The organism is Leclercia sp. GLN_9 (assembly GCF_043105735.1).
Classification (GTDB): domain Bacteria; phylum Pseudomonadota; class Gammaproteobacteria; order Enterobacterales; family Enterobacteriaceae; genus Enterobacter; species Enterobacter adecarboxylatus.
In genome coordinates this window covers 57,158-82,451 of record NZ_JBICLV010000012.1, presented here as the reverse complement: position 1 = coordinate 82,451, position 25,294 = coordinate 57,158, and the positions used below count along the sequence as shown (strand labels likewise).

The window sequence follows — 25,294 nt, the reverse complement described above, 5'->3', positions numbered from 1 at the left end:
CCGTCGCCATGCTCACCTCGCTTTGGTGCACACGAGTATTGAGCATAGTCGAGATTGGTGCAGATCACTTCTGATATTGAACTGTCAGGAGCTGGCTGCACAACAGCCATTACGCCCAATCAACTGGTGCAGTCGTCTTCTGAAAATGACACATGGCATCTGACATCAAGTTAGGGTATGCCTCAATCTGACGGCTGCGAACCGCCAGGGACAGGCGCAATGTCAGATTCTGTCGCGGCCTTGGCGCGTGCCTGGAAGCGTTCATAGCAATCCAGCCCGCAGAAATGTTCGACGTATTCCGCGCCTTCCGGGGTGAAGGCGGCATCGAGCGGAATTTCTTTGCAGCATACGCAGCAGGTGGTGCAACTGGCAGTGTTCGGGGCGTTTGCGTTCATGGTGGTACTCCTCCAGATTGGTAGCGAAGCTCAAAGCTGCCCACTCTCGGCTGGCTGGGAAGCGGTCATGATCTTCCCTTGAAGGCCCGCAGCAGCCGCGTCACAGACAGGACAAACAAGCCGGTCAGCGTGAGGGCTGCAATACCCCAGTGCTCCCCGATGAACGCGCCGGCCGTCGTGCCGGCTAGCACAATGGCGAGAATCGGCAAATGGCAGGGACAGGTGAGCACGGCCAGCGCGCCCCACAAGTAGCCGGTGATCGGTTTGTGCGTCTCAGACGGCAAGTGCTCTGGGCTGTTCATGGCAGACTCTCCGCGTGCTGTGCCGGTTCGGTTGGCATGGCGGCCAGTTGCATTTCGAGGCTGGCCAGGGCCTCGCGCCGACGCTCGACGAGTTGCCGCAACACGGCAAGCTGCGCAGACGCACCGTCACCGTCCGCAGCATCCAGCGCCCGGCACAGCCGCGCCAGTGCGTCCAGGCCGATACCCGCTTCGAAGGCAGCCCGTACAAAGCGCAGCCGTTGCAACGCGGTGTCATCGAACAAGCCGTAGCCGCCCGTGGTGTACGCGACCGGCCGTAGCAATCCGCGCAGCAGGTAGTCGCGCACGATATGCACGCTCACCCCGGCATCAAGGGCCAGCCGGGACACTGTGTAGGCGCTCATTGAACACCTCCTTTTCCTCATCCGGCGCAGCACGAAAGCTGCTTCACGTCCTTGCTGAAGGTCTGCGCCGCGAGCTTCAGCCCTTCGACCATGGTCAGGTAGGGGAACAATTGGTCGGCCAGTTCCTGCACGGTCATACGGTTGCGAATGGCGAGCACCGCCGTCTGGATCAGTTCACCCGCTTCCGGGGCCACCGCTTGCACGCCGATGAGCCGTCCGCTACCTTCCTCGATGACCAGCTTGATGAAGCCGCGTGTGTCGAAGTTGGCAAGCGCACGCGGCACGTTATCCAGTGTTAGCAGGCGACTGTCGGTCTCGATCCCGTCGTGATGTGCTTCCGCCTCGCTGTAGCCCACGGTGGCGACCTGCGGGTCGGTGAACACCACGGCCGGCATTGCGGTCAGGTCCAGGGCCGCATCGCCGCCAGTCATGTTGATCGCCGCACGAGTGCCGGCCGCTGCCGCCACATAGACGAACTGCGGCTGGTCGGTGCAGTCGCCGGCCGCGTAGATGTTCGGGCTACTGGTGCGCATGCCCTTGTCGATGACGATGGCCCCCTGCGCATTGACGGCTACCCCCGCCGCTTCCAATGCCAGGCTGCGCGTGTTCGGTGTCCGGCCGGTGGCGACCAGCAGCTTGTCGGCGCGCAATTCACCGTGCGTGGTGGTCAGCACGAATTCACCGTCCATATGGGCGACCTGGCTGGCTTGCGTGTGCTCCAGCACCTCGATGCCCTCGGCACGGAAAGCGGCTGTCACCGCCTCGCCGATGGCCGGGTCTTCACGGAAGAACAAGGTATTGCGCGCCAGGGCCGTGACCTTGCTGCCCAGCCGGGCAAAGGCTTGCGCCAGCTCCAGCGCCACCACCGACGAGCCGATTACGGCAAGGCGTTCGGGAATGGTGTCGCTCGCCAGGGCCTCGGTGGAAGTCCAGTAGGGTGACTCTTTCAAGCCCGGAATCGGCGGGACCGCCGGGCTGGCACCCGTGGCGACCAGGCAGCGGTCGAACATCACGACGCGCTCGCCACCCTCGTTCAAACTAACGATAAGGCTCTGGTCGTCCTTGAAACGCGCTTCACCGTGCAGAACGGTGATGGCTGAATTGCCGTCCAGGATGCCTTCGTACTTGGCATGACGGAGTTCTTCGACACGGGCCTGCTGCTGGGCCAGCAGCCGCTCGCGCAAGATCGTCGGCGGTGTGGGTGGCATGCCGCCGTCGAATGGGCTTTCCCGGCGCAGATGGGCGATGTGGGCGGCGCGGATCATGATCTTGGACGGCACACAACCGACGTTGACGCAGGTGCCGCCGATGGTGCCGCGCTCAATCAGCGTGACCTGCGCGCCTTGCTCGACGGCCTTCAGTGCTGCCGCCATCGCGGCTCCACCGCTACCAATGACGACGACCTGCAACGGGCGTTCGTTGCCACTGGGCTTATCAGCGGCCCCTATCCAGCCGCGCATCTTGTCGAGCAGGCCGGCGCGGTTGTCCGTCGGTGGCGCATCGGCAAGCGTTGCCTCGTAGCCCAGTCCGGCCACGGCGGTAGTCAGCGCATCCGATGACGTGCCCGCCTCAATGGCGAGTTGCGCTGTGCCCTTCGGATAGGACACCAGCGCCGATTGCACGCCGGGCACTTTCTCCAAGGCTTCCTTGACGTGAGCCGCGCACGAGTCGCAGGTCATCCCGGTGATTTTCAGGGTGGTCATGTATTTTTCCTTTTCTGTGGTGGCTACGGCTGTTGCCGTCAGCCACGTTGTTCTGGCAATTCACAGCTGTCCGGCCCGCAGCGGCGATGTGCTGGCGAGATGAAATCCCAGACCGACACCCCAACCATCAAGGCCAGGCCGACATAGAGCAGTCCACCGCTCTGCCAGCCGTAAGCCCGCATTAAAAACACCGCTGCCAGCACCAAGATCGGGCCTATCGTGCCGAGCGCCGTGCGTCGCCACTGTCGATGATTGAGCCAAGCGATAGCATTGGCGAGTAACGCGATGCCGGCGAACATCGGCAGCAGGATGCCAATGAATAGCCCCTCGTACTGGCTCAAGAAGCCCAGTCCGATGGCCGCGCCAAAGCTGGCGATGGCAGGAAAACAGGCGGCGCAGCCCATCGCGGAAACGACGCTGCCGAGCGCGCCGGTTTTGCCAGCGATGCGCGTGATGAGTCCCATGTGTCGCTCCCGAGTTCGGTTAACGGATCAGCGTTTGAGGCTGGACGGATAGCCCGCGTCCTCGGTCGCCTTGGTCAACTTCTGGACGTTGGTCTTGGCATCGTCGAAGGTGACGACGGCCTGGCGCTTGTCGAAACTTACGTCGGTCTTGCTCACGCCCTCAACCTTGGAAAGCGCGTGCTTGACAGTGATCGGGCAAGAGGCGCAGGTCATGCCAGGCACGGACAGCGTGACGGTCTGGGTGGCGGCCCACACGGGGGCAACAACGGCAGCGAGGGCGAGGGCGGCAAACAGTTTTTTCATGATGAACTCCTGTGATTAATAGAAAAATGGCATGACGTAGGGAAATCCGAGCGAGACCAGGACCAGCGCGGCCACGATCCAGAAAATGAGCTTGTAAGTAGCTCGCACTTGGGGAATCGCGCAGACCTCACCCGGTTTGCAGGCTTGCGCCGGGCGGTAGATGCGCCGCCAGGCGAAAAACAGCGCGACCAGCGCTGCGCCGATGAAGATCGGGCGATAGGGTTCCAGCACCGTCAGGTTGCCGATCCATGCCCCGCTGAACCCCAAGGCGATCAAAACCAGCGGCCCCAGGCAGCAGGCCGACGCAAGAATGGCGGCCAGCCCACCGGCGAAGAGCGCGCCGCGCCCGTTTTGTGGTTCAGACTTTTGTGGTTCAGACTTTTGTGGTTCAGACTTTTGTGGTTCAGACATACGCTTGTCCTTTCAAATTTGGTTTGGATAGCTTAAGCTTACTTCCGTAGTTATGTACGGAGTCAAGCGATATGCAAATTAATTTTGAGAATCTGACCATTGGCGTTTTTGCCAAGGCGGCCGGGGTCAATGTGGAGACCATCCGGTTCTACCAGCGCAAGGGCCTGCTGCCGGAGCCAGACAAGCCCTATGGCAGCATTCGCCGCTATGGCGAGGCGGATGTAACACGAGTGCGGTTCGTGAAATCGGCCCAGCGGCTGGGCTTTAGCCTGGACGAAATCGCCGAGCTACTGCGGCTGGAGGATGGCACCCATTGCGAGGAAGCCAGCGGCCTGGCCGAGCACAAGCTCAAGGATGTGCGCGAGAAGATGGCCGACTTGGCACGCATGGAGGCCGTGCTGTCTGAACTGGTGTGCGCCTGCCATGCGCGGAAAGGGAACGTTTCCTGCCCGCTGATTGCGTCACTGCAAGACGGAACGAAGCTCGCTGCATCGGCGCGGGGGAGTCACGGGGTGACTACGCCTTAGCGTGCTTTATTTTCCGAATTCTGAGACGACCCCTGGTATGGATGACGGATGGCTGGCCGCTGTATGAATCACGCCTGAAGGGAAAGCTGCACGTTATCAGCAAGCGTTACACTCAGCGCATTGAGCGACATAACCTGAATCTGAGACAACATCTGGCAAGGCTGGGACGGAAGTCACTGTCGTTCTCAAAATCGGTGGAGCTGCATGACAAGGTCATCGGGCATTATCTGAACATAAAACACTATCAGTAAGTTGGAGTCATTACCGGTTTAGTCTATGAATAAACATTAAATAATGTCTACTTCCACCAGAACCCCAAAGTGATCCGATACAACCGGATAAAAATCGTTATTAAAAATCACCTGATGCTGCTTTACCACCATCGGTTGATTACTAAGAACCAAATCAATGCGTAGCGCTTGGCTATTTTGTTCCCAACCGTCAATATTTTTAATTACAGTAGTTCCGGAGTCTTTTATTTCTGCTATTTCATAACAATCTATCAAACCGCACTGTAATACATAATCATAACCTTCATTGCGTATATGGCTTGGGTTGTTGAAATCGCCTAATAGAAAGCTCAACTCTGTTGATAATGTTGCCTTTATTCTGTTGAACTGGTCCTCAAATGAGCTCTCTGAGTCACTCCACCAGCCGCAATGACAATTATAAAGATTGAAATCACCTCGTTGAGAAGTGACCTTAATACGCACTGCTCGCCTATGTTTCCAAAAGTTCACATCATAGTTATCACTTAGGTCAATGACCTCATGCTCGACAATCGGCAGTCGCGTCAAGAATGCCAGTCCCTCTTGATATACGTCATAACTTTGATGAACGAAATCCCATGTAAGTTGGTAGTGATAGCCGTATTCCATGAGTTTTTTCTGTAATAAATATCCATAGTTATCAGCGAGCACGGTGTGATTAGTTAATATATTGGCATCAACAGCCGAGCTATTTTGATGTTGATTCACTTCCTGTAATGCAACGACATCGCACCCTTGCTCGATAATGGCTTGCGCTACCACATCCAACTTTTCTAGTTGTTTCTCTTCTTGCCAACTATGGGTATTTAGCGTCATTAACTTCATTTATTATTCACTTATTCATTGTAGCGAGTTAAACGCAGCTCAAGGCTGCGTTTCTCGAGGTTATTTTATCTAGGGTAGAGAATGAATTACGCAGGTTGTGCTGAAAACTTCTCAACTAATCTAGATTTAATGACATCCACTCCTGGACCATAAATAACTTGTACTCCCTGTTCTTTAATTACAGCACCAAGTGCTCCTGTCGGCTTCCATAATGCATATTCAGCAACCAACTGCGGGTCATTAACTGTAATGCGCAAGCGAGTCATACAAGCATCAATCTCAACAATATTGGCACGGCCACCTAAATTCTGAATAATAATGTCCATCTTCTCATCTTCTGACATGGATTCTGAACTTTCATCGAGGTAGTTACCCATACGGCCCGGTGTTGGCAATTTAAATTTGACAATGAGCACACGGAATAATCCATAGTTAACACCAAAGAAAACAATAGAAACCAATGCGAAGCGAACCAAATCACCACCGATTCCCGCTGAAACCATCATAGGTATACGAGTGAGTAACTCAATCAAACCAAAGGCATGTATACGTAGGTCCATCACATCGACCAACGCAAATGCAATCCCTGTTAATACCGCATGCGCAACATACAAAACAGGAGCAATAAACATAAACATGAATTCAATAGGCTCTGTCACACCGGTTAATAACACAGCAAGACACGCAGATAAAAACATTGGCTTGTATTGTGCGCGCTTATCACTATCAACACAGTGATACATCGCAAGTCCAATACCAATCAATGAAGACGCTGCGATAATAACTTGGCCCGCTTTAAAACGTGCTGGATGCACCGTATCTAATAGATGTTGGTAAGTTGTCGGATCGCTTAATTTAAGATTATTTAAATCGCTAACCCAAGCAAGCCATAGTGGATCTTGACCATAAACACTTGCCCCCGCATTCACCCCTGTTAAAAGCTCATAAGTACCACCCAACTCGGTGTAATTCATTGGAATAGTTAAAGTGTGGTGTAAACCAAATGGCAGTAATAAGCGCTCTAACGTACCATACAAGAAAGGAGCAGTGATCGGCGCAGTGTCTTTAGAGGTTGCAATCCATTGACCAAAATCATTAAGCGCACCTTGAATTAAAGGCCATACGATTGATAAAGCAAACGCAATAATCATCGAATAGAAAATAACAACAAAAGGTACAAAACGCTTACCGTTGAAAAATGCTAATGCCTGAGGTAAGCGAGCGAAGTCATGATAACGGTTAAATAAGTTGGCACCTAAATAGCCAGACATAATACCGATAAACACACCCATATTTAGAGCAGGAGCACCCAAAATATTAGTGAAGAATTGAGAGACAGGTAGCTCAGAACCAAATAGGCTCATCACAACCGCCTCGGGATCACTGAGCATAGCGTTATCCACGCCTAATATAACCCCAGTGATACGGTTAATTAAGATGAAGGCGATCAGCGCGGCAAATGCTCCTCCTGCACGTTCTTTAGCCCATGATCCACCAATAGCGACAGCAAATAATAGGTGAAGATTAACTATGATCCCCCAGCCTATGTTTTCCATAATAGCGCCTAGTGTTTCAATGGCACCAATACCACCAGCATACATTGCGACAACTTTACCGAGTGATATCATGATACCAGCGGCTGGCATCACCGCGATAACAACGATAAGGGATTTCCCAAATCGTTGCCAAAAATCAAAAGATAGTAACTGACTCATAAATGATTCCTTGGTTTAAATGCAGGGTAGCCTTATCAAGGCCCTGCGATAAATATAATTTAGTGCTTTCTTGCAAATATATACGCAGCATAAGGTGGGGCAATTTGCGTCGCTATAAAATCTGAGCGAACGTGTTCATTGTTGACATTCTGATTATCAAGCATTAACTCGCCTAATTGCATGCGGTCGATATCAACGATGCTCTCTTGTGGACTTAAATTGGTAATAATGGTCCATGTCATATCTTGTGCAACACGTTGATAAGCATAGATATTAGGGTCGTTAGGTAGCAGCAATTGATAGCGGCCAACCACTAAACTTACATTTGACTTACGCAGAGCAATCAGCTGCTTATAGAAACTCAAAATCGAATTTGGATCTTTCTGTTGTTGCTCAACATTGATATCTGCGTACTGTTGATTGACGGAGAACCAAGGTTGCACCTCAGAAAAACCGGCAAAATCCTGCGCATTCCATTGCATTGGCAAGCGACTGTGGTCGCGAGATACTTGATTTAACAAGGCTAAGATGTCTGCATCGCTTTGACCTTGTTGAGATAGCTTTTGAATTAAATTTCTAGCAGACACATCATTAAATTCATCAAGAGAAGTAAACTGATGATTTACCATACCAATCTCTTGGCCCTGATAAATAAACGGAGTTCCTTTCATCAAGAAATAACAACTCGCTAACGCGGTAGCACTGGCATACCTAGAGGTAGGGTCGGCAAAAGTATCAATGCTACGAGCTTGATCGTGGTTTTCTAAATAAAGCGCATTCCAGCCTTTACCTTCTAATGCATCTTGCCAACGCGATAAAATGCGTTTGAACTCCACTAGATCTAAAGGCACGTTGCTTTGTTCTTCCGACCATAGCTTCATGTGTTCAAACTGAAAAATCATGTTGAAAACACCGCCTTGATCGTGCTCGGTCGCTTCGGCAACCCAAAGTAATGCATTGTCGGCAGTCACCCCATTAGCCTCACCAACTGTCACTATGTTAAAGGGATCAAACGCCTGCTCTTTTAACTCATGCAGATGTTTTTCAATCCCTGCCACATTCATATGATAATCAAACGAAGAGACATACTTTTCACCCTTTGGATTGGGTAAAGAAGGTAAACCTGGTTGTTTCTGAATATGGCTAATTGCATCCACACGGAAGCCATCAATACCACGCTCCAACCACCAATAAATCATTTTAAATAGTGCTTGTTTAACTTCAGGATTTTCCCAATTCAGATCAGGTTGTTTTTTTGAAAATAGGTGCAAGTAGTACTGTGCAGTTTTTTTATCATATTCCCATGCGCTGCCATGAAAAATACTTTCCCAGTTGTTTGGGTCGCAAGTCGGTTTTTCAGCGGTAGGCTCACAACCATCACGCCAAATATACCAATCGCGCTTAGGGCTATTTTTGTTATCTCGAGATTCAATGAACCATGGGTGCTCGTCGCTAGTGTGGTTGATCACTAAATCCATAATAATGCGAATGCCACGTTTATGAGCAGCACTGATTAGTTCATCCACATCCTCAAGGGTTCCAAAGTCAGGATGAATCGCTTGATAGTCACTAATATCGTACCCGTTATCATCATTAGGTGATGCATAGAATGGGCAAATCCATATTAAATCAATGCCCAAATCAGCAAGATAATCGAGCTTAGCAATGATGCCATTGATGTCACCAATACCGTCCTGGTTTGTATCATAAAAACTACGGGGATAAATTTGGTAGGCGGTTGCTTTCTTCCACCACGCGAGTGGTTTTGAGTGCATATTAGGAGCGAGTGTCATCGGTTATACTATATGTGTTATCGTTAACATATATAGTTAAGTAGAACCGATTTGGACTCAACACAATTTCAGAGGAATTGTGAGCTTTCTCTCATCTTTATGTCGAATGTGCCTTCAACAGAACTGAAATCGCGCTTGAGCAATTTTTTGACAGCTTGGTAGCCCACTTGATAGTAGTTAAAAGCGACAGTCGTCAGGCTCGGGACTAACAAATCGCTGTAGTCATAGTCACCCATGCCTACAATCCATACGTTATGACCGATCTTGAGTTGCTGTTCTTTGGCGCGACGATATAAACGAATGGCAATATTATCGGTGGCACAAAAGTAGACATGATTAGGCTGTAATTGAACGGCCTGATAGCCAGCTTTGTCCTCCGAGTTGGCTAGGGCTTGTAGTGATAAATTCAACTCAGGGACGGTGTCGGTAATAGTGGCTTGCATCAACTTAGTGCGGCTAGAAAGCATACGCTCATCATAAATATAATGTACGGCAGCCAGCGGTGCCTGCTGCTGTTTTAACTGAGTGATGGTGTGGGAGACGAGGGCTTTAATCGCTGCATGATCGGGGTAATATAAACAGCAATGGTGGGGGGTATTTTTGCCAATAAATACCACATTGTCTAAGGTTCGATAAAAAGTCTCTTCGACACTGTGCTTTGACGCAATAATAATCGTGCCCAATGCATTTAAGCCGTTAAACTCTCTCACAGCTTGGCATTCTGACTCATGGTTAAACCCTGTGGCATGAAACAGCATTCGTACTTGTGATTCATTGGCAGCAGCCAGCGCCCCTTTAATCACTAAACTGGTCGTATATGACTCAATACGAGGCGCGATGAAACCAATAATATTGGATTGGCTACGAATGGAGCGAGCAAATATATTAGGCGTGTAATGACTCTCTTTGACGATGGCATCAATTTTAAGGCGGTTCTCTTCCGAGACATAACCGCCATTAAAGTAACGCGACACAGTCATTGTTGAAATTCCAAGCTGCCTTGAAATCTCAGCCATGGTCATTTTTTTACTCATTACCTATTTCCTTCAATAATGCACTATTGCCATATCTCCAAGTGACTTCAAGATACAGAATTCAGAGTTGAGTCACTTGGGCATAGTATCCAATATATTGGCTAACAACACAGTAAATAAAACTGGGTGGACGTATGAGTGTTTAATTTTCACTCACAAGATTTAGACCTGAACTCAAGACCAAGGAGCGAGCGGTAATGCTGCCAACTTACTGATTTAGTGTATGATGGTGATTTTAAGGTGCTTGCGTGGCTTCCATTTCCATCAGATGTCCTTCCTGCTCCGCTACTGAAGGCGTGGTGCGTAACGGCAAAAGCACTGCCGGACATCAGCGCTATCTCTGCTCTCATTGCCGTAAAACATGGCAACTACAGTTCACTTACACCGCCTCTCAGCCCGGTACGCACCAGAAAATCATTGATATGGCCATGAATGGCGTCGGATGTCGCGCCAGTGCACGCATTATGGGCGTTGGCCTCAACACGGTTTTACGTCACTTAAAAAACTCAGGCCGCAGTCGGTAACCTGGCGCATACAACCGGGCAGTGATGTGATTGTCTGCGCTGAAATGGACGAACAGTGGGGCTACGTCGGTGCTAAATCACGTCAGCGCTGGCTGTTTTACGCGTATGACAGGATACGGAGGACGGTTGTGGCGCACGTCTTCGGTGAACGCACTCTGGCCACACTGGAGCGTCTTCTGAGCCTGCTGTCGGCCTTTGAGGTCGTGGTATGGATGACGGATGGCTGGCCGCTGTATGAATCACGCCTGAAGGGAAAGCTGCACGTTATCAGCAAGCGTTACACTCAGCGCATTGAGCGACATAACCTGAATCTGAGACAACATCTGGCAAGGCTTGGACGGAAGTCACTGTCGTTCTCAAAATCGGTGGAGCTGCATGACAAGGTCATCGGGCATTATCTGAACATAAAACACTATCAGTAAGTTGGAGTCATTACCGAGTTATCCCGATAAAAACGTCCGCCGTAAACATGTTCCCGAGCCGTTCAGGCTTGCTGGTCATGATGATGCAATAATAGAAGATGATTTCTGACCCGGCCGGCTCAGCTCGTCACAGGAAAAACATTATGACTTATACCAAAAACCAGCACATGCTCTCGCAGTGGTTTCTCAGGAACTTCCGCAGCGATGATACGGCACTGAGTCCGAAGGAGAAGCAGCGGGTCTGGGCTCATGTAGTGGTTCTTACGGCAGAAGGCGAAAATGACATAAAGGATATCCCGCTGCCCATCTCCAGCGTGGCCGTCTGTAAGGATTGCTTCCGTCTTACCGACGGTGATACCGGGGATATTTTTGACATTGAGAATGAGCTCAGTGACTACGAAAAGGAAATGGCTGTGCTTGTCCGGGATCTGGTTCAAAACCATAACTTCACGAGGCTGGCTAACTGCGACAGGGATGATTTTCCGATAGAGAAGCTTGCAAGTTTCGGCATATTTCAGATGATACTCAACCTGAATAACCCGCAAAGCAGATTCCCGGGTAAAGCTGAGTTATTCCGGTCATTTATTATTCCAGTTAAAAATGACCTTCAGAATATCATTTCTGAGACGCTTTCTTTGCCTGAAGTTATGCCGGAGATTGCTTCTTTAAGTATCTATCAGAAGCTGATTCGTATCGCTCGTTCCTCTTCAGAAGATGATGAAAAAGCGAAGGCCATGTTTGTATTATTTTCCCTCCTTGCGCTTCAGGGAAAAATAACAATGGTTGACGTAATGGCTAAGTTACGCGGAGCACTTTTTTCCGGTATCCATCGTGTGGATATATTTCATACCGGGCACCACTTTGACAGTACAGAACCACGGCCGGTGTTTACAGTATCACCTAACGTATTTTGTAAAATGACAGAAGAACCCGTTCTGTACCTTCCCCTGGCTCATAATTTGGCGCTTAAGTTTCATCAGTATCCGCAATCCGGATTTTTTACCCCTCTGGAAATTAATGTATTCAGCCCTGCCCCCCAGAACTTAATGATCGAAGACCCATCACGGATCAATATTTATAAATGCTCCTATGATTATATTGATCAGACCATGTCCACAATTGATATGTATAACGTGGGATTTTCGAATATTATTTATTCAAGCTGGCAGCTGAGTGACGTTGAAAATTATCTGCGACTGCAGAACGAACATCGTGACACTTATTATCTTCCGGAACATCCCGTCCGCTGGACAGTAACCACGGAGAAAGGCTGATGGCCCTGACCCCGGAACAGATAAGCCGACGACAGCAGCTCGTGGCAACGGGTACCTTCAATGCCGATACCCTGCTGCCCGGCGAGGAGTGGACCAGGCCCAGTATCGCTGACGTCCGGCACGTCCTGTCGCTGATCACACTGAATGACATACAGCTGGCCGATCGGCTGTATGTCAGGGAGCGTACGGTGCGAAAATGGCGTAAAGGAGAGACCAGAATGGTGTTCACCACCTGGTGCTGCCTGTGCCAGGTTGCCGGACTTGGATCCCCGTTAGAATAAGTTTCTGAACCATCTGCGGATCCTGCATTTCATCTCAGGGAAGATGAAACGGCGATAGTATCGCCAGTTTCGCTTCCAGATATGAGGAATATCGTCAAAATTGGTCAAAATCCAGGTCAGGCCCCGGTAAGCGGCCACGATTGCCCAGATGAAGTGGCCAATGGCGATTAGGGTGTAGATTACAGTAAATACTGCAGTTACGAATGTAGACATCATGTTCTCCTTAACGTCTTTGTGTATGTGCAGGTATTTACTTTCAGGTGGGGAGGCCTTTAAGGCCGGTTGGAAGAAAAACCTGTAAAAAGTTTTCCTTTTTACTTTGTTGCTATTTCAGGTTCAGTCAGTCAGTAATTTTGCATTGCATGCAATAATCCCCTCTTTGCAACAATCTTTCGCCATTAGTGCCTTGCAAGCACTAATCATTCTCCACCTCCGCTTAGATCCGAAAAAAGGTAAAGTCGGATCTCCAGACTACAGCCGGGTTGCTTTGGCTAAAAAAGCCTGAGATGGAAGCAGGGGAGTAAGCTGATATAATGATGTAAGAACAAATCTTACATTAAGAAGCGGAGGGGTTATGGCCCGTACGATGACGGTGGACGTGGGTGATGAGCTGCGGGAATTTATCGATTCCCTGGTTAAGGCCGGTGATTACCGCACCCAGAGCGAGGTCATGCGTGACGCGTTGCGTCTGCTGCGTGAGAAGCAGGCTGAATCCCGTCTTCAGGAACTGCGCGATCTGCTGGCTGAAGGGCTCAGCAGCGGCGAGGCGAAACCATGGAACAAGGATGCATTCCTGAATAATGTCAGGGCCAGGGTGGCAAATGAAAGAGATTGAGCTGACACCCAAAGCAGAAGAAGATCTGGAAGCAATCTGGGGCTACAGCTTCCGACAGTTCGGGATTGTTCAGGCGGATGCGTATATCAGCCGTATAGCAGCGGTTTTTAACGTGCTGGCCATGCATGACATCGGCACGCATCGCGCTGAGCTGGGAGACAATATCTGCTCGTTGCCGGTGGAACAGCACATGATCTATTTTGTGCCATCGCATTCGGTGGTTACGGTCATACGTATTCTCAGCCAGTCTCAGGATACGGCACGGCATGAACCCTGGATATAATCGGGCAAGAAACTTTAAATACATAAAAATCAATTACTTAGTTCGTGTAATCCATCTTATGTTAAATTTTATTTGATCAGGGCCAAATATGGTAATGGATGCTTTTAATGACACTCATGAATTACGAAAAAAAACGCTCCCGGACGGGAGCGTAAGCCAGTGACTTCGGCGTCAAATGAGGGTATGACAAGTGGAGCGGCGGGTTAATTCGGGGTGATCTGGCTGCGATGCTTTTCAGCCTGCTGCTGATGAATAACGGAAGACTGACCATTATTCGCTTTCTCATGCACAACTGCGGCTTTTTCATGCTCGTTCATTTCAGAAAATGACTTTGCGGTCTCGTTGGTGGCTCCTGATTTGCCATTCATCATTTTTTTATGCATTTCCGCCATGTCCTGGTGGGCAGAAGCATTACCGTTTTGCATCATTTCATGGGACATTGCAGCCTGATCGTGGCCGCTCATATCCATCATTGTCATGCTGTCTCCCTGAACAGCGCTTTTTTCAGCAGAAGACTGCATCTGATGGGCAGGTGCCTGGGCATTATTTACCTGGTCATGCATGTTCATTGTCTCTGCAGCCATGGCGGATGAAGTGACAGCCAAAATGGCAAAAAATGATACAAGGATCTTTTTCATGGTTGGGTCTCCGGTGTTTTCATACCCAGGCAATCAACGGCTTGTAACAGAGAAAGCATTTGATCTCAGGGCTGATTAATCATCACTCCAGGAACCAGGCGATTGCGTTATCACACTGCTCCTGATTTACGAATGATTATAAAAAACCGCCTCTGTTTATCGCGTGACTGAATGATGACATTTTTGTCACCTTCCCTGTTTCGTCTGAATAACGGTATTAATCTCTTAACAGATGCACACTGAATACAATTTCCCGCCCCTGCTGTGCTGCTGACAGTTCGCCGCCGTGGGCATGAATGATCGACCTCGTGATTGATAATCCCAGTCCCGCGCCTTCCGTATTGTGGACCCGTGATGAGTCTGCGCGATAGAAACGGTCAAACAAACGATCCAGATTAGCGGGAACCGGGCCAGTCATCGTATTCGTAATCATCACGTTCACCCCGTCACTGACACGCTCCAGACGTATCGCAGTACAGGTGTTATCGGGAGAATATTTGATGGCATTGGAAAGCAGATTACTGAAAGCACGGCGCAGCATATCGCTGTCTCCGGCAACAATCCCCTCTCCTTCCACCGTGATTGTCTTTCCTGTTTCGTCTGCCAGGGGCTCGAACAGCTCACGTAATTCATTCAGCTCGGCGGCCAGATCCACATCATGTTTATCCAGCTGCAGCAGACCATGTTCTGAACGAGCCAGAAAAAGCATGTCGCTGGTCATTCGTGACAGCCTTTTCAGCTCTTCCAGGTTCGCGAACAAAATTTCGCGGTAATGCGAAACATCCCTTTCCTTGGCCAGGGCAAACTGCGTCTGCATCATCAGGTTACTGACCGGGGTGCGAAGCTCATGTGCGATGTCAGACGAGAAATCTGACAGTTTCCGGAATGACCCCTCCAGGCGATCGAACATATTATTAAACTCCTGCATGGTCTCAGAGATTTCAGGCGGAGCCAGTTCGGGATTAAGACGCTGATCCAGGCTGTGCACGGTCATGGAGGAAGCCAGACTGGTCATTTCCCGTAACGGTTTCAGACCAATACGTGTGGTTAGCCAGCCCAGAAAAATGGAAATAAAGACCAGACCGATATTGAACCAGAACAGCCAGGTACTGAGTTTGTCCATAAACAAGGTGTGATACCCTGTATCCGTGGCAACCGTAATAATGAAATGTTTGCTTTTACCCTGTTCCGGCGTCACGGCAACCCGCCGCGAGATACTGCGGTACACGGTGTTATTTTCTTCCGTCTGGATCATATAGTCGAGAATATCACCCGACTTATTAAGCAGGCTCGCTGGCACAACAGAATTTTTGGCATACAGTTCCACGATTTTTTCATTTTCCATGTTTTTTATAGAAATGAATAAACCATTATGCCCCACCATCGCATCGTTTATTTTTTCTGATAATGACTTAATATCCGTTTTGTTCCGGAACGTCTCTGTTTTAAGAAACTCTTCGGTGAGCTGAAGTTTCCCTGTCAGAAAATCGCGGTCCTGATTATCGAAGTAGCCATTAAGGGTGCTAATCAGGATAAAGCTTGATAACCACCATACCGTAAGCATCACTGCCGAAAAAATCAGGCTCAGGCGTGTGGTCAGGGAAATTTTTAACCTCACTCTTCTCTGATCTCCAGGACATATCCGGCACCGCGAACGGTATGGATCAGTTTTGGCTCAAAGTCATCATCAATTTTACTTCTCAGACGTCTCACGGCGACATCAATCACATTTGTATCACTGTCAAAATTCATATTCCAGACTAGGGACGAAATAAGGCTTCTGGGTAACACTTCTCCGGAGCGTTGCAGCAGCAGCTCCAGCAGTACGTATTCTTTACCGGTTAGATGGATCTTCTTCCCCGACCGGGTCACGGTCCGGCGCACCATATCAACAGTCATATCGGCGATGGTGCACACCGTGGCGGCCTGCGAGCGAGCCCGACGCAGCAAGGTTTTTACACGTGCAACCAGCTCGGTAAAATCGAAAGGCTTAATCAGGTAGTCATCTGCGCCAAGCTCCAGTCCTTTCACTTTGTCCCGCACATTGTCCTTGGCGGTTAAAAACAGGACCGGTTCTTCGTGCCCGGATTCCCTCAGTGCGCTGATGATTTGCCACCCGTCGAGGACAGGCAGCATTACGTCCAGTATTATCAAATCATACTGTCCCTTCGAGGCGGCCCCGAGACCATCACGGCCATTATTGAAGAGATCGGCCTGGTATCCTTCCTCAACCAGCCCCTGCTGGAGGTAACGACCTGTTTTGTGTTCATCTTCAACGATTAAAATACGCTGCATGGTCAACTCGCTGATATAAAATTAAAAATCTCACGCATGAGCGCTGGCTGTCCCCTAGCTGACCGAAGACGGCGAAAGCATGCCGAGCCACGCTACGGCGCCCAGAATGATAATCGCAACGATAAATTCAGTCAGGATGCTGTTTCGCATCAGGGCAACGCTGCGATCATAATTCCCTTCCCTGACCATAACTTCAAGCCGGGGACCAAGGTGAAACCGGTTTGCTGCAGCCAGAAGAAGCATCAGACCAAACAGAGCCGTCTTGGCAAGCAATATCCCTCCCCAGGAGCTGTTGAATAAGGGGGTTAAGTTACCTTCAGCAATATACAGATAGTTGACCAGCGCACTCAGGATAAGGGCGACAACAATCACCGTACCTGCCGTGGCAAATTTTGCCAGGGAGTCCGATATCACACTGACGCTCTGTGCATTATGCGCGTTTCTGCGCATAAGCAGGATAGCAAATGCAACCAGAGCACCTGTCCAGGCTCCGGCAGCGCCGAGATGAGTCAGATCGCTCAGTAAATGGAGATAGTAATGCAGACCGTCATGCATGACGGCATGTCCTCCCCAGGCAAGTGTGGCCAGCGCCACGCCCCCACTCATCGTCATCAGCAGGCAGGACAATACTCTCTTTTTAGTGTAGAGGAACAAGGCGCCGAGCGTGCTAAACAGGGCACAGAGCCTGACAATCCAGCTAATACCTACATCAGTTTCTTCTATAACCATCTCGATAATATGGATGGATAATTCCCTGAGATCAGTTACTCCGCTCATGGCATTAGATACCAGGAGCATATTAATGCCAGTAAGAATGATGCCTGCAACAACAGCAAAGGTTATAAACGACCTGAAATTAGTCAGGTTATACGTTTCATGTCTGACACCACTTAATCCATATATCTGAAAAAATGGCAATCCAAATATTACCATCAAATCAAGATAAAGAAGAAAACGAATAACAATCATAATCAGGTCGTTCATAATATTACTTCACTGTAAAGGTGTAATTACCGGTAATAGGGTGCGTATCTGAAGAAACTGCGCGCCAGTCAACACGATAAGTGCCAGCGGGTAAAGGTTCTCGCGGAATAATGATCATCGATTTAGGGTCAGCGCCTGGTGCCACTTTTGCCGCGACCGGCATCGGAGAATGTGATGACATACCTTTCATACCCGTCATCGTTAATTTTGCACCTGAGAATTTCACGGTCAGATCTTCCGAGAAATTAAGCTGAATCTTATCCGGGGCCGCTACGGCCGAATCAGCCTGTGGCACAGAGCTTTTTAATTCCGGATGGGCCATAGCAGAAAAAGCGACGCCCATAACCAGGCCACCTGTAAGAATGGCTTTATGTAAAATCGACATATTATTTACCTGTTTAGTTTAGTGTTTTAAGTCAACGCATTAAAACCAGATTCTGGCTCCCGCCAGGAATACTACCTGATGGTCTTTCTCACCCTCTCTTTTCGCCATATCGGACGTTTTCCCGTAAAGCTGATTCCAGGAGACGCCTATATAGGGTGCAAACTCACGGCGTATTTCGTAGCGCAGCCGAAGGCCCAGCTCTGTGTCAGCTAATCCCCTGCCGCGCCCCCGCAATTCATCGTCCTGACTGTAGAGATTTACCTCATAGGATGGCTGGAGTATGAGCCGGTTAGTCAGTAAAACATCGTATTCTCCCCCCAGACGGAGGGCTGCTTTTCCGTCATTACTGACAAAAGCCGTAATTTCAGACTCAAAATTATAGAGCGCGAGCCCCTGAAAACCGACAGCAGCCCAGGTCTGGGCTGAAGCAGGTCTGAAATCCTGTCTTACACCCGCAACCAAATCCCACCAGGGGCCAACCGCGTGCCCCCAGAGTAGCTGGGCTTCTGCCGTCTCCGTTTCCCCCCCGCTTCGTTCGCCTTCACTCTTTAGCCAGAGCCGGTCAGTGTCGCCTCCAATCCAGCTGTTAACACTCCAGCTGAAATTGTTGGAGTTATCCGACCGTTGCCATTCCAGTTGATCCAGCAAGACCAGATAATTAATCGCATTGTCGTGAATCGCATGCCCCGGTAAATTGCCGAATGCAGCCTTCCGGTCGGCATCGGTAACAGGCGGAATTGGCGTTCTGCTCTCAGTTAAAATGGGCTCCATTGACGTCATCTCAGTGAAATTCTCATCTACCGGCATCTGCATGGAAGACATGTCGTGCCCGGCGTGGGGATCTGCAGAGACGGCGCTCGCCGCAATAGAAAGCTGTGAGGTAAACAAACCGGCGACCAGAACAGGTATGGCCTTAAAACTTCTCTTCATTCGCATCATTCCTCCACCCGGACTTCACGAAACATTCCCATTTCCATGTGATAGAGCAAATGGCAGTGATACGCCCAGCGGCCAAGCGCATCTGCTGTCACTCTGTAACTGCGTTTTGTACCAGGGGGAATATCTATTGTGTGTTTACGAACCATGAAATTACCGTTTTCATCTTCCAGATCGCTCCACATACCATGCAGGTGAATGGGGTGAGTCATCATGGTATCGTTGACCAGCGTGATCCTGAGTCGCTCACCGTATTTCAGCAGCACCGGTGCGGCATCTGAAAACTTGATTCCGTTAAATGACCAGGCAAACTTTTCCATGTGACCGGTTAAATGCAGTTCTATGGTGCGGCCAGGTTCACGTCCGTCAGGATCCCCAAAGCGGCTTTTCAAATCCGCGTACGTGAGAACCTTTCTTCCGTTATTTCGAAGACCAATACCAGGATCGTTTAATTTCGGAGAGACGCTCATCGCCTGCATATCAACCAGTGGGTTACCCGTTTCTGACGCAGGATGACTTTGCATACCCGGCATTCCGGCCATCTGGGAATGATCCATACCGGTCATGCTGCTGTGATCCATGGGCGCGGAGGATGTCCCGCTATCCGCAAGGTCAGCACCGTCCATAGACATCATCTCTCCGCTGTTTTCCATGCCTCCCATCTGGCTGTGGTCCATTCCTGCCATATCATGTCCCATTCCTCCCATACCCATATCTTCCATGGTCAACAGAGGACGGGGATCGAGGGCGGGAACGGCAGCACTTAACCCCTCTCTCGTGGCCAGTGTCCCCCGAGCGTAGCCGGACCTGTCCATGGATTGTGCGAAGATGGTATAGGCCTCACCCTGAGGCTCCACAATGACATCATAGGTTTCGGCAACGGCAATCCTGAATTCGTCAACGGTAACCGGGTTTACATACTGGCCATCTGCAGCCACGACCGTCATTTTCAGCCCGGGGATGCGGATATCGAAATAGGTCATTGCCGAACCGTTGATAAACCGTAAGCGTATCTTTTCACCGGGACGGAACAGCCCGGTCCAGTTTTTCAGCGGGGCCTGACCGTTCATGAGATAGGTGTAGGTGTAGCCACTGACATCCGCGAGGTCAGTCGGATTCATTTTCATTTCAGCCCACATTTTCCGATCGGCAATAGTGGCTGACAGCCCCCTGGTATTCACGTCGCGGAAAAAAGAGCCAACGGTTGGTTTATTGAAATTGTAGTAATCCGACTGTTTTTTTAATTTTTTCAGAAGACTGTGAGGATTTTCATCGGTCCAGTCAGACAACATGACCACGTGCTCACGATCGTAAGCAAACGGTTCCGGCTCCCTGGCATCGATGATAATGGCACCGTATACCCCCTCCTGTTCCTGCAGACCGGAATGGCTGTGGTACCAGTAAGTCCCGTTCTGCTTAACCTTAAAGGTGTAAACGTAGGTATCATCAGGCTCTATGCCCTTAAAACTCAGCCCCGGAACACCATCCATATTGGCTGGAAGAATAATGCCGTGCCAGTGAATGGACGTCTGTTCATTAAGACGGTTCTTGACCTTCAGGGTAATGGTGTCACCTTCTTTCCAGCGAAGAACGGGCCCCGGCAGGCCTCCATTGATTGTTTTGGCCTGACGCTCACTGCCCGTGATATTGACGGCCGTTTCACCAATGGTCAGGTCAAACTGAGTACCCTGCAGGGATGCGGCAACTGGCAGGCTCAGACTGGAACGCGCATTGAAACTCCATACGCCAAGACTTCCGGCTACGCCAGAGAGGGTTAATCCCTTCAGGAAAGTTCGTCGAGACGTTTTCAACAGCATGCGCATTCCCTTATTTAAAGTATGGTTACTGACAAAGTTCGAGAACCGATTTAAATCAAATTTCTGGTTCATCCTCTTACAATGAAATGAAGCTAGCACACCTTAAGAAACAAATTCATTACAATCGTGTAATGTACGTAGCTGTATTACATTTACGTCATCTTCCCCACAGGTTGATTATTTTTATATATGATCGTGATGACATCTTTTATTTACCTAAGAAGGTAATTACACATGAATGTATTAATCACAACCACTGCGTTTACAACTTTATTCTGTGGGGCAGTTTTTGCCAAGTCCAGTGATATTGCCCATGAAGCACATCGATTCGTGAATAATGCCTCAGCCGTTAGCCATGTTAATTCCTCGACGCATGAAAACTTGCCTGGCAGGATTAATAAAAACAACACGCCATCATTCTCTGAAATGAATGAACATGAAAGGGCCATTGTTGCACATTCATTTATGAACAACAGCGCGTCCTATGCACATCAAAAAATGATTGAGGAACATAAAAAAATGCTATCCGGGAGTGATGCAAATTCAGAGACATCTTCTTCTTTTAACGAACTGAATGCCGGAGAGAAAGCCGCCCTCGTGCATGAGCAGGTCAATAATGCCGGTGCGGAAGCTCATCAGACGCAGGCAAGAAAGCTTCGCGGGCTGTATTCGTCCAGGTAAAGACAGGTGGGTTAGTGCTTAGCGTCAGGTGCGCAGCAGGACTTCACTGACGGGTTACGTCGCAGGACATGAGCCTCATATTGCTCTGCCGTAACCTGTTTCAGACCCGTTAATCATCACCGTCGGGCTGGTCATACACTTCCCAGAGCTTCAGGAGCAAACGGGAAATAAGATATGTTACAAAAATGACGACCATCAACGGTGCTCCCGGTTAACTGACAGATGACACGCCTCCTGAAAACCCCTAGCATACGCCGCAGTGTTCATGCTAACGGCGAATTCCAGTAAATGTATTCTACCGATGTCGTAAAAGAAAATGCCTACCTTTCTGCCACCCGCTCGGGGCTGGAATCGAACGAGATCGCTATCCTTCAGCGATCTTTGCCTTCCCGGTTTAATCTTCGGCATTTGAAAAAAAATGAATCATTAAAACTCGTACTGCAAAAGAAAGCGGGAAAATCACGTGTAGTGGCCTATAAATTTACGTCCGGTTCATTTAATTACACGGCGTATCGTATATCAGACAAAAAGTTCTATAACCTTTCCGATACTTCCGGGAAAGGCAGTCTCGATTATCCGTTACCGGCCACAGCAAGACTCAGCTCGCCTTTCAATCCAGCAAGACTTAACCCGGTATCGGGAAAAGTGAGCCCCCATAATGGCATTGATTATTCCATGCCCATGAACACGAAAATAGTCAGCGTCATCGACGGAAAAATCACCCGGGCCGAATATAACAGTACCATGGGGTATTTTGTTGAAGTAACGGGAAAAGCTGGTGTTATAACTCGCTATCTCCACCTCAATAAAATACTCGTTACTAAAGGGGCCAGGGTTACCCGGGGAGACGCTATTGCGTTATCCGGTAACAGCGGACGTTCATCCGGTCCTCATCTGCATTACGAGCTGGTCATCAATAACAATCCTGTTAACTCACTGGCGTTCCGGACGGCGGCACCCGCTGATAACAAACTCGAACAGCATGCCTTTGCGCATGCCAGAGACTACGAACGATACCTGGACTGATAACGGGACCGCGACGCGGTCCCGTCTGCCGGATTAATTTTTTTTATCGTTTTCACTTCCGTGATGTTGATGATCTCCATGCCCCCCGTGACCGTGGAAAAGATGCATGAGCGGACAAAGCAGCAGTAACAGATATGGCCAGTAGCCTGCCACATGTGACCAGTGTTCGCGCAGGAGAGCAAATGCCGCAATCGCGGCGACAGCAATAAGCGCATAGGTTGTACTTTTCATACCGGACTCCTTCTGTTAGTAACAGACCCTTCATTCAGGGTTATTTCCCGAGCCTGACACTTTTCAGACGCAACGCATTTGCAATGACGCTAACGGAGGAAAGGGCCATAGCCGCCGCCGCAATAACTGGCGACAGCAGTATTCCATACACAGGATAAAGCAGACCTGCAGCTACAGGCACCCCAAGAGCATTGTAGATAAACGCAAAAAACAGATTCTGCCGGATATTTTTCATGGTGATCTCTGACAGATGACGGGCCCTGTTGAGTATCATCAAATCGCCTTTGAGAAGGGTAACGCCAGCACTTTCTATTGCCACATCTGTACCCGTTCCCATGGCTATACCCACGTCAGCCGCTGCCAGCGCCGGGGCATCATTCACACCGTCTCCGGCCATCGCAACCACATGGCCAGACTCTTTCAGTCGGGTTATCACTGCTTTTTTGCCATCCGGCAGAATCCCGGCTTCAACCTCATCTATTCCCAGTTTCCGTGCGACTGCTTCAGCAGTAAGCTGGTTATCCCCGGTGAGCATAACAATGCGGATCCCCGCCTGACGCAAAGCTTTAAGCGCATCCGGCGTGGTTGCTTTCACGGGATCCGAGATAGCTATCAGGCCTGCAAGGTTCCCGTCTGTGGCCACATAGATAACGGTAGCGCCTTCCATCCGCAACGTATCCGCAACGGCCTTTTGATTATCAATAACGATACTGTTTTCCTGCATAGCCAGTTCATTACCAATAACAACCCGTTGACCTTCGACATCGCCTGAGACACCTTTCCCCGACGGGGCATTGAAATTACTGACGGCAGGTATCACGATCCCCTTTTCCTGCGCGGCTCTGACAACAGCCATACCCAACGGATGCTGCGAACCTTTTTCCACTGCAGCTGTTACACGTAAAAGAGATATTTCCCCACCCGGACTGAGACTGATAATCCCTGTCACCGTAGGCGAACCTTCCGTGAGCGTGCCTGTTTTGTCGACAACCAGCGTGTCCACTTTTTCAAGACGCTCAAGGGCTTCGGCATTCTTGATTAACACCCCGGCCTGGGCGCCTTTGCCCACCCCCACCATTATCGACATCGGCGTGGCCAGTCCCAGCGCGCAGGGACAGGCAATAATCAGGACCGACACAGCCGCAATGAGACCGTGCGCCATCCTGGGCTCGGGCCCCCAGACAGACCAGATCAAGAAAGCAACAACCGCGATAAGTATCACCAGAGGAACAAACCACCCTGAAACGCTGTCTGCCATTCTCTGGATGGGGGCACGCGAACGCTGTGCATCAGCGACCATCTGAACAATTCGTGAGAGCATCGTTTCATCACCGACTTTCTCTGCTCGGATGATAAGACTACCTGTCTGATTAATCGTCCCCCCAATGACAGGTTCACCCTCTTTTTTGGTAACCGGCATAGACTCCCCGGTCACCATCGATTCATCAACAGTTGTTTTGCCTTCGACCACGATACCGTCGACCGGAATACTCTCTCCAGGTCTGATGCGGAGCTTATCGCCAGGCAGGACATCTTCTGCATTAATATCCGTTTCATGACCGTCATGATCCAGCCGCCTGGCTGTTTTGGGGGCAAGGTTCAGAAGCGCAGTAATGGCACCTGAGGTTTGTTCCCGTGCCCGCAGTTCAAGAACCTGTCCCAGCAGAACAAGCACCGTAATTACTGCTGCGGCTTCAAAATAAACGGCCACCAGGCCATCCATGTTTCTGAACGATGCAGGAAACCAGGAGGGGAAGACGGTTGCAATGACGCTGTAAACCCAGGCTGCGCCGGTCCCCATTGCAACAAGGGTAAACATATTCAGGGAGCGGTTACGCAACGACATTCCGGCCCGGGCGAAGAATGGCCAGCCACAGTACAACACGACTGGAGAGGCCAGAAGCAGCTGCAGCCATGTGTTGTATTGTGGCGGTACTGTATTCCTCAAGGCGGGAAACAGATGAGATCCCATTTCGAGTATCAGAACCGGAAACGCCAGCAACAACCCCAGCCAGAAGCGTCTTGTCATGTCGCGAAGTTCATCACTCGGCCCCGTCGATGCCGTGGCTACGAGCGGTTCCAGTGCCATTCCACAGACAGGACAGCTTCCGGGACCACTGCGGCGTATCTCCGGGTGCATCGGACATGTCCACACACCTTCAGAAATATCTTTCTCCGCCTGATGGTGAGGCTGTTTTATCTGGTCTGGGCTGACTTCGTGGTGATCGTGGTGGTGGGAATGTTCACTGGCATCTTCGGTAAGATAACGGTCGGGATGGGCTGTAAATTTACTCTCACAGCTGGCAGAGCAGAAATAAAGCTGATGGTCCTGGTATCGAATGCTGCTGTGCGCCTTGTCGGGCAGGAATGCCATCCCGCACACGGGATCTCTCACCTTATGCAATACGTGGCTCTCGTCCGGGGATAATGTCTGTTCAGAAGCAGTCTGGTTGTTGTGTTGCACTACATTGTCATTTTTCACAGTAACTCTCCTTATGCATGCCTGAAGCATTTTCTGTCTTCAGGGTATGTCATGGATGCGATTACCACGAATGTCGCCGGCACAGGAGTGCCTGCTG

The 25,294-nt window shown here is 50.0% G+C and carries 29 protein-coding genes and 1 pseudogene; 9 read left to right on the top strand and 21 right to left on the bottom strand.

What is annotated here, in order from left to right:
• Positions 1 to 182: 182 nt before the first annotated feature.
• The 7 genes from ACF8PE_RS06985 to merT all read right to left on the bottom strand — a co-directional run bounded on the left by ACF8PE_RS06985 (position 183) and on the right by merT (position 3,940).
• On the bottom strand, positions 183 to 395 hold the full coding sequence (locus ACF8PE_RS06985; RefSeq protein WP_000993245.1) for a DUF3330 domain-containing protein: 213 nt from the start codon (positions 393 to 395) through the stop codon (positions 183 to 185).
• Positions 396 to 460: 65 nt separating this feature from the next.
• The gene (gene merE / locus ACF8PE_RS06980; protein WP_001087807.1) at positions 461 to 697 is read right to left on the bottom strand and encodes a broad-spectrum mercury transporter MerE; all 237 of its coding nucleotides are present in this window, start codon (positions 695 to 697) and stop codon (positions 461 to 463) included.
• Positions 694 to 1,059 (bottom strand): mercury resistance co-regulator MerD, encoded by a 366-nt coding sequence (merD, locus tag ACF8PE_RS06975; RefSeq protein WP_001277466.1) that lies wholly within the window; start codon positions 1,057 to 1,059, stop codon positions 694 to 696. The genes merE and merD overlap by 4 nt, the downstream gene beginning before the upstream one ends.
• A gap of 17 nt (positions 1,060 to 1,076) precedes the next feature.
• A complete protein-coding gene (merA, locus tag ACF8PE_RS06970) occupies positions 1,077 to 2,762 on the bottom strand; it encodes a mercury(II) reductase (protein ID WP_000209296.1) in 1,686 nt (561 codons plus the stop codon).
• A 38-nt stretch (positions 2,763 to 2,800) separates the two neighbouring features.
• Positions 2,801 to 3,226 (bottom strand): organomercurial transporter MerC, encoded by a 426-nt coding sequence (merC, locus tag ACF8PE_RS06965; RefSeq protein WP_000522996.1) that lies wholly within the window; start codon positions 3,224 to 3,226, stop codon positions 2,801 to 2,803.
• A 27-nt stretch (positions 3,227 to 3,253) separates the two neighbouring features.
• Positions 3,254 to 3,529: a mercury resistance system periplasmic binding protein MerP gene (gene merP / locus ACF8PE_RS06960; protein ID WP_000732275.1), complete on the bottom strand. Its 276-nt coding sequence runs from the start codon at positions 3,527 to 3,529 to the stop codon at positions 3,254 to 3,256.
• A 15-nt stretch (positions 3,530 to 3,544) separates the two neighbouring features.
• Entirely contained in the window at positions 3,545 to 3,940 is a 396-nt protein-coding gene (gene merT, locus ACF8PE_RS06955) for a mercuric ion transporter MerT (protein ID WP_001294653.1), read from the bottom strand.
• A 71-nt stretch (positions 3,941 to 4,011) separates the two neighbouring features.
• Between merT and merR the strand changes: the two genes are divergently transcribed.
• Positions 4,012 to 4,467, top strand: a complete 456-nt coding sequence (gene merR / locus ACF8PE_RS06950) for an Hg(II)-responsive transcriptional regulator (RefSeq protein WP_001166628.1) — start codon at positions 4,012 to 4,014, stop codon at positions 4,465 to 4,467.
• A 32-nt stretch (positions 4,468 to 4,499) separates the two neighbouring features.
• Positions 4,500 to 4,718, top strand: a pseudogene (locus ACF8PE_RS06945) (IS1 family transposase); the annotation flags it as partial.
• Between the two features lie 36 nt (positions 4,719 to 4,754).
• On the opposite strand, the gene ACF8PE_RS06940 reads toward ACF8PE_RS06945, so the two are convergent.
• The 4 genes from ACF8PE_RS06940 to ACF8PE_RS06925 form a co-directional block, all read right to left on the bottom strand.
• Positions 4,755 to 5,561, bottom strand: coding sequence for an endonuclease/exonuclease/phosphatase family protein (locus tag ACF8PE_RS06940; protein ID WP_073971254.1), 807 nt, complete (start codon positions 5,559 to 5,561; stop codon positions 4,755 to 4,757).
• 86 nt (positions 5,562 to 5,647) lie between these two features.
• On the bottom strand, positions 5,648 to 7,276 hold the full coding sequence (locus ACF8PE_RS06935) for a PTS transporter subunit IIBC (RefSeq protein ID WP_062779820.1): 1,629 nt from the start codon (positions 7,274 to 7,276) through the stop codon (positions 5,648 to 5,650).
• A gap of 59 nt (positions 7,277 to 7,335) precedes the next feature.
• Positions 7,336 to 9,069: an alpha-glucosidase gene (locus ACF8PE_RS06930; protein WP_062779822.1), complete on the bottom strand. Its 1,734-nt coding sequence runs from the start codon at positions 9,067 to 9,069 to the stop codon at positions 7,336 to 7,338.
• 68 nt (positions 9,070 to 9,137) lie between these two features.
• Positions 9,138 to 10,103, bottom strand: a complete 966-nt coding sequence (locus ACF8PE_RS06925) for a LacI family DNA-binding transcriptional regulator (protein WP_045332106.1) — start codon at positions 10,101 to 10,103, stop codon at positions 9,138 to 9,140.
• Between the two features lie 248 nt (positions 10,104 to 10,351).
• Here ACF8PE_RS06925 and ACF8PE_RS06920 point away from each other — a divergent pair.
• The 3 genes from ACF8PE_RS06920 to ACF8PE_RS06910 all read left to right on the top strand — a co-directional run bounded on the left by ACF8PE_RS06920 (position 10,352) and on the right by ACF8PE_RS06910 (position 12,604).
• Positions 10,352 to 11,049 (top strand): IS1 family transposase gene (locus ACF8PE_RS06920; RefSeq protein ID WP_223289738.1). Its coding sequence is split into 2 segments (ribosomal slippage): positions 10,352 to 10,601 and positions 10,601 to 11,049, totalling 699 coding nucleotides; the frame shifts between segments, so codons are not numbered across the junction.
• A gap of 143 nt (positions 11,050 to 11,192) precedes the next feature.
• Positions 11,193 to 12,323: a DUF4238 domain-containing protein gene (locus tag ACF8PE_RS06915; protein WP_392494709.1), complete on the top strand. Its 1,131-nt coding sequence runs from the start codon at positions 11,193 to 11,195 to the stop codon at positions 12,321 to 12,323.
• A complete protein-coding gene (locus tag ACF8PE_RS06910) occupies positions 12,323 to 12,604 on the top strand; it encodes a korC (protein WP_225760194.1) in 282 nt (93 codons plus the stop codon). Before ACF8PE_RS06915 ends, ACF8PE_RS06910 begins: the two co-directional genes overlap by 1 nt.
• On the opposite strand, the gene ACF8PE_RS06905 is transcribed toward ACF8PE_RS06910, so the two are convergent.
• Positions 12,596 to 12,817 carry a hypothetical protein gene (locus ACF8PE_RS06905; protein ID WP_225760193.1) on the bottom strand — a complete coding sequence of 74 codons (222 nt, stop codon included), beginning with the start codon at positions 12,815 to 12,817 and terminating at the stop codon, positions 12,596 to 12,598. The two genes, ACF8PE_RS06910 and ACF8PE_RS06905, sit on opposite strands and share 9 nt — an antisense overlap.
• Before the next feature lie 361 nt (positions 12,818 to 13,178).
• Here ACF8PE_RS06905 and ACF8PE_RS06900 point away from each other — a divergent pair, with 361 nt between their 5' ends.
• Both ACF8PE_RS06900 and ACF8PE_RS06895 read left to right on the top strand, forming a co-directional pair.
• Positions 13,179 to 13,439, top strand: coding sequence for a type II toxin-antitoxin system ParD family antitoxin (locus ACF8PE_RS06900; RefSeq protein ID WP_127851271.1), 261 nt, complete (start codon positions 13,179 to 13,181; stop codon positions 13,437 to 13,439).
• Positions 13,426 to 13,722 (top strand): type II toxin-antitoxin system RelE/ParE family toxin, encoded by a 297-nt coding sequence (locus ACF8PE_RS06895; protein WP_015572038.1) that lies wholly within the window; start codon positions 13,426 to 13,428, stop codon positions 13,720 to 13,722. The genes ACF8PE_RS06900 and ACF8PE_RS06895 overlap by 14 nt, the downstream gene beginning before the upstream one ends.
• Before the next feature lie 203 nt (positions 13,723 to 13,925).
• Here ACF8PE_RS06895 and ACF8PE_RS06890 read toward each other — a convergent pair whose 3' ends face one another.
• The 7 genes from ACF8PE_RS06890 to pcoA all read right to left on the bottom strand — a co-directional run bounded on the left by ACF8PE_RS06890 (position 13,926) and on the right by pcoA (position 20,777).
• A complete protein-coding gene (locus tag ACF8PE_RS06890) occupies positions 13,926 to 14,360 on the bottom strand; it encodes a copper-binding protein (protein WP_156238023.1) in 435 nt (144 codons plus the stop codon).
• Positions 14,361 to 14,577: 217 nt separating this feature from the next.
• Positions 14,578 to 15,978: a copper resistance membrane spanning protein PcoS gene (gene pcoS / locus ACF8PE_RS06885; RefSeq protein ID WP_156238022.1), complete on the bottom strand. Its 1,401-nt coding sequence runs from the start codon at positions 15,976 to 15,978 to the stop codon at positions 14,578 to 14,580.
• Positions 15,975 to 16,655 (bottom strand): copper response regulator transcription factor PcoR, encoded by a 681-nt coding sequence (gene pcoR, locus ACF8PE_RS06880; RefSeq protein WP_156238021.1) that lies wholly within the window; start codon positions 16,653 to 16,655, stop codon positions 15,975 to 15,977. Before pcoR ends, pcoS begins: the two co-directional genes overlap by 4 nt.
• 54 nt (positions 16,656 to 16,709) lie before the next feature.
• Positions 16,710 to 17,588 (bottom strand): copper resistance inner membrane protein PcoD, encoded by an 879-nt coding sequence (pcoD, locus tag ACF8PE_RS06875; RefSeq protein ID WP_370463889.1) that lies wholly within the window; start codon positions 17,586 to 17,588, stop codon positions 16,710 to 16,712.
• Positions 17,589 to 17,643: 55 nt separating this feature from the next.
• Positions 17,644 to 18,024: a copper resistance system metallochaperone PcoC gene (gene pcoC, locus ACF8PE_RS06870; RefSeq protein WP_156238019.1), complete on the bottom strand. Its 381-nt coding sequence runs from the start codon at positions 18,022 to 18,024 to the stop codon at positions 17,644 to 17,646.
• Between the two features lie 39 nt (positions 18,025 to 18,063).
• On the bottom strand, positions 18,064 to 18,954 hold the full coding sequence (locus ACF8PE_RS06865; RefSeq protein WP_392494708.1) for a copper resistance protein B: 891 nt from the start codon (positions 18,952 to 18,954) through the stop codon (positions 18,064 to 18,066).
• Between the two features lie 5 nt (positions 18,955 to 18,959).
• Positions 18,960 to 20,777: a multicopper oxidase PcoA gene (pcoA, locus tag ACF8PE_RS06860; RefSeq protein ID WP_156240134.1), complete on the bottom strand. Its 1,818-nt coding sequence runs from the start codon at positions 20,775 to 20,777 to the stop codon at positions 18,960 to 18,962.
• A gap of 234 nt (positions 20,778 to 21,011) precedes the next feature.
• Here pcoA and ACF8PE_RS06855 point away from each other — a divergent pair, with 234 nt between their 5' ends.
• Both ACF8PE_RS06855 and ACF8PE_RS06850 read left to right on the top strand, forming a co-directional pair.
• A complete protein-coding gene (locus ACF8PE_RS06855) occupies positions 21,012 to 21,458 on the top strand; it encodes a copper resistance protein (RefSeq protein WP_148740080.1) in 447 nt (148 codons plus the stop codon).
• Between the two features lie 288 nt (positions 21,459 to 21,746).
• On the top strand, positions 21,747 to 22,484 hold the full coding sequence (locus tag ACF8PE_RS06850) for a peptidoglycan DD-metalloendopeptidase family protein (protein WP_148740082.1): 738 nt from the start codon (positions 21,747 to 21,749) through the stop codon (positions 22,482 to 22,484).
• Positions 22,485 to 22,517: 33 nt separating this feature from the next.
• Here the strand turns inward: ACF8PE_RS06850 and ACF8PE_RS06845 are convergent, their stop codons facing one another.
• Together ACF8PE_RS06845 and silP are read right to left on the bottom strand one after the other, a co-directional pair.
• The gene (locus ACF8PE_RS06845) at positions 22,518 to 22,715 is read right to left on the bottom strand and encodes a DUF2933 domain-containing protein (RefSeq protein ID WP_004388331.1); all 198 of its coding nucleotides are present in this window, start codon (positions 22,713 to 22,715) and stop codon (positions 22,518 to 22,520) included.
• Positions 22,716 to 22,755: 40 nt separating this feature from the next.
• A complete protein-coding gene (gene silP, locus ACF8PE_RS06840) occupies positions 22,756 to 25,227 on the bottom strand; it encodes an Ag(+)-translocating P-type ATPase SilP (RefSeq protein WP_392494707.1) in 2,472 nt (823 codons plus the stop codon).
• Positions 25,228 to 25,294: the final 67 nt, after the last annotated feature.

Coding starts and splice junctions, on each gene's coding strand:
- silP (WP_392494707.1), bottom strand. CDS start 25,227: ATGCTTCAGGCATGCATAAGGAGAGTTACTGTGAAAAATGACAATGTA.
- ACF8PE_RS06930 (WP_062779822.1), bottom strand. CDS start 9,069: ATGACACTCGCTCCTAATATGCACTCAAAACCACTCGCGTGGTGGAAG.
- ACF8PE_RS06855 (WP_148740080.1), top strand. CDS start 21,012: ATGAATGTATTAATCACAACCACTGCGTTTACAACTTTATTCTGTGGG.
- ACF8PE_RS06845 (WP_004388331.1), bottom strand. CDS start 22,715: ATGAAAAGTACAACCTATGCGCTTATTGCTGTCGCCGCGATTGCGGCA.
- merC (WP_000522996.1), bottom strand. CDS start 3,226: ATGGGACTCATCACGCGCATCGCTGGCAAAACCGGCGCGCTCGGCAGC.
- ACF8PE_RS06905 (WP_225760193.1), bottom strand. CDS start 12,817: ATGTCTACATTCGTAACTGCAGTATTTACTGTAATCTACACCCTAATC.
- ACF8PE_RS06890 (WP_156238023.1), bottom strand. CDS start 14,360: ATGAAAAAGATCCTTGTATCATTTTTTGCCATTTTGGCTGTCACTTCA.
- merR (WP_001166628.1), top strand. CDS start 4,012: ATGCAAATTAATTTTGAGAATCTGACCATTGGCGTTTTTGCCAAGGCG.
- merD (WP_001277466.1), bottom strand. CDS start 1,059: ATGAGCGCCTACACAGTGTCCCGGCTGGCCCTTGATGCCGGGGTGAGC.
- merE (WP_001087807.1), bottom strand. CDS start 697: ATGAACAGCCCAGAGCACTTGCCGTCTGAGACGCACAAACCGATCACC.
- ACF8PE_RS06900 (WP_127851271.1), top strand. CDS start 13,179: ATGGCCCGTACGATGACGGTGGACGTGGGTGATGAGCTGCGGGAATTT.
- pcoD (WP_370463889.1), bottom strand. CDS start 17,588: ATGGTAATATTTGGATTGCCATTTTTTCAGATATATGGATTAAGTGGT.
- pcoC (WP_156238019.1), bottom strand. CDS start 18,024: ATGTCGATTTTACATAAAGCCATTCTTACAGGTGGCCTGGTTATGGGC.
- pcoR (WP_156238021.1), bottom strand. CDS start 16,655: ATGCAGCGTATTTTAATCGTTGAAGATGAACACAAAACAGGTCGTTAC.
- ACF8PE_RS06985 (WP_000993245.1), bottom strand. CDS start 395: ATGAACGCAAACGCCCCGAACACTGCCAGTTGCACCACCTGCTGCGTA.
- merA (WP_000209296.1), bottom strand. CDS start 2,762: ATGACCACCCTGAAAATCACCGGGATGACCTGCGACTCGTGCGCGGCT.
- ACF8PE_RS06935 (WP_062779820.1), bottom strand. CDS start 7,276: ATGAGTCAGTTACTATCTTTTGATTTTTGGCAACGATTTGGGAAATCC.
- merP (WP_000732275.1), bottom strand. CDS start 3,529: ATGAAAAAACTGTTTGCCGCCCTCGCCCTCGCTGCCGTTGTTGCCCCC.
- merT (WP_001294653.1), bottom strand. CDS start 3,940: ATGTCTGAACCACAAAAGTCTGAACCACAAAAGTCTGAACCACAAAAG.
- ACF8PE_RS06895 (WP_015572038.1), top strand. CDS start 13,426: ATGAAAGAGATTGAGCTGACACCCAAAGCAGAAGAAGATCTGGAAGCA.
- ACF8PE_RS06915 (WP_392494709.1), top strand. CDS start 11,193: ATGACTTATACCAAAAACCAGCACATGCTCTCGCAGTGGTTTCTCAGG.
- ACF8PE_RS06850 (WP_148740082.1), top strand. CDS start 21,747: ATGTATTCTACCGATGTCGTAAAAGAAAATGCCTACCTTTCTGCCACC.
- pcoA (WP_156240134.1), bottom strand. CDS start 20,777: ATGCTGTTGAAAACGTCTCGACGAACTTTCCTGAAGGGATTAACCCTC.
- ACF8PE_RS06865 (WP_392494708.1), bottom strand. CDS start 18,954: ATGAAGAGAAGTTTTAAGGCCATACCTGTTCTGGTCGCCGGTTTGTTT.
- ACF8PE_RS06910 (WP_225760194.1), top strand. CDS start 12,323: ATGGCCCTGACCCCGGAACAGATAAGCCGACGACAGCAGCTCGTGGCA.
- ACF8PE_RS06925 (WP_045332106.1), bottom strand. CDS start 10,103: ATGAGTAAAAAAATGACCATGGCTGAGATTTCAAGGCAGCTTGGAATT.
- ACF8PE_RS06940 (WP_073971254.1), bottom strand. CDS start 5,561: ATGAAGTTAATGACGCTAAATACCCATAGTTGGCAAGAAGAGAAACAA.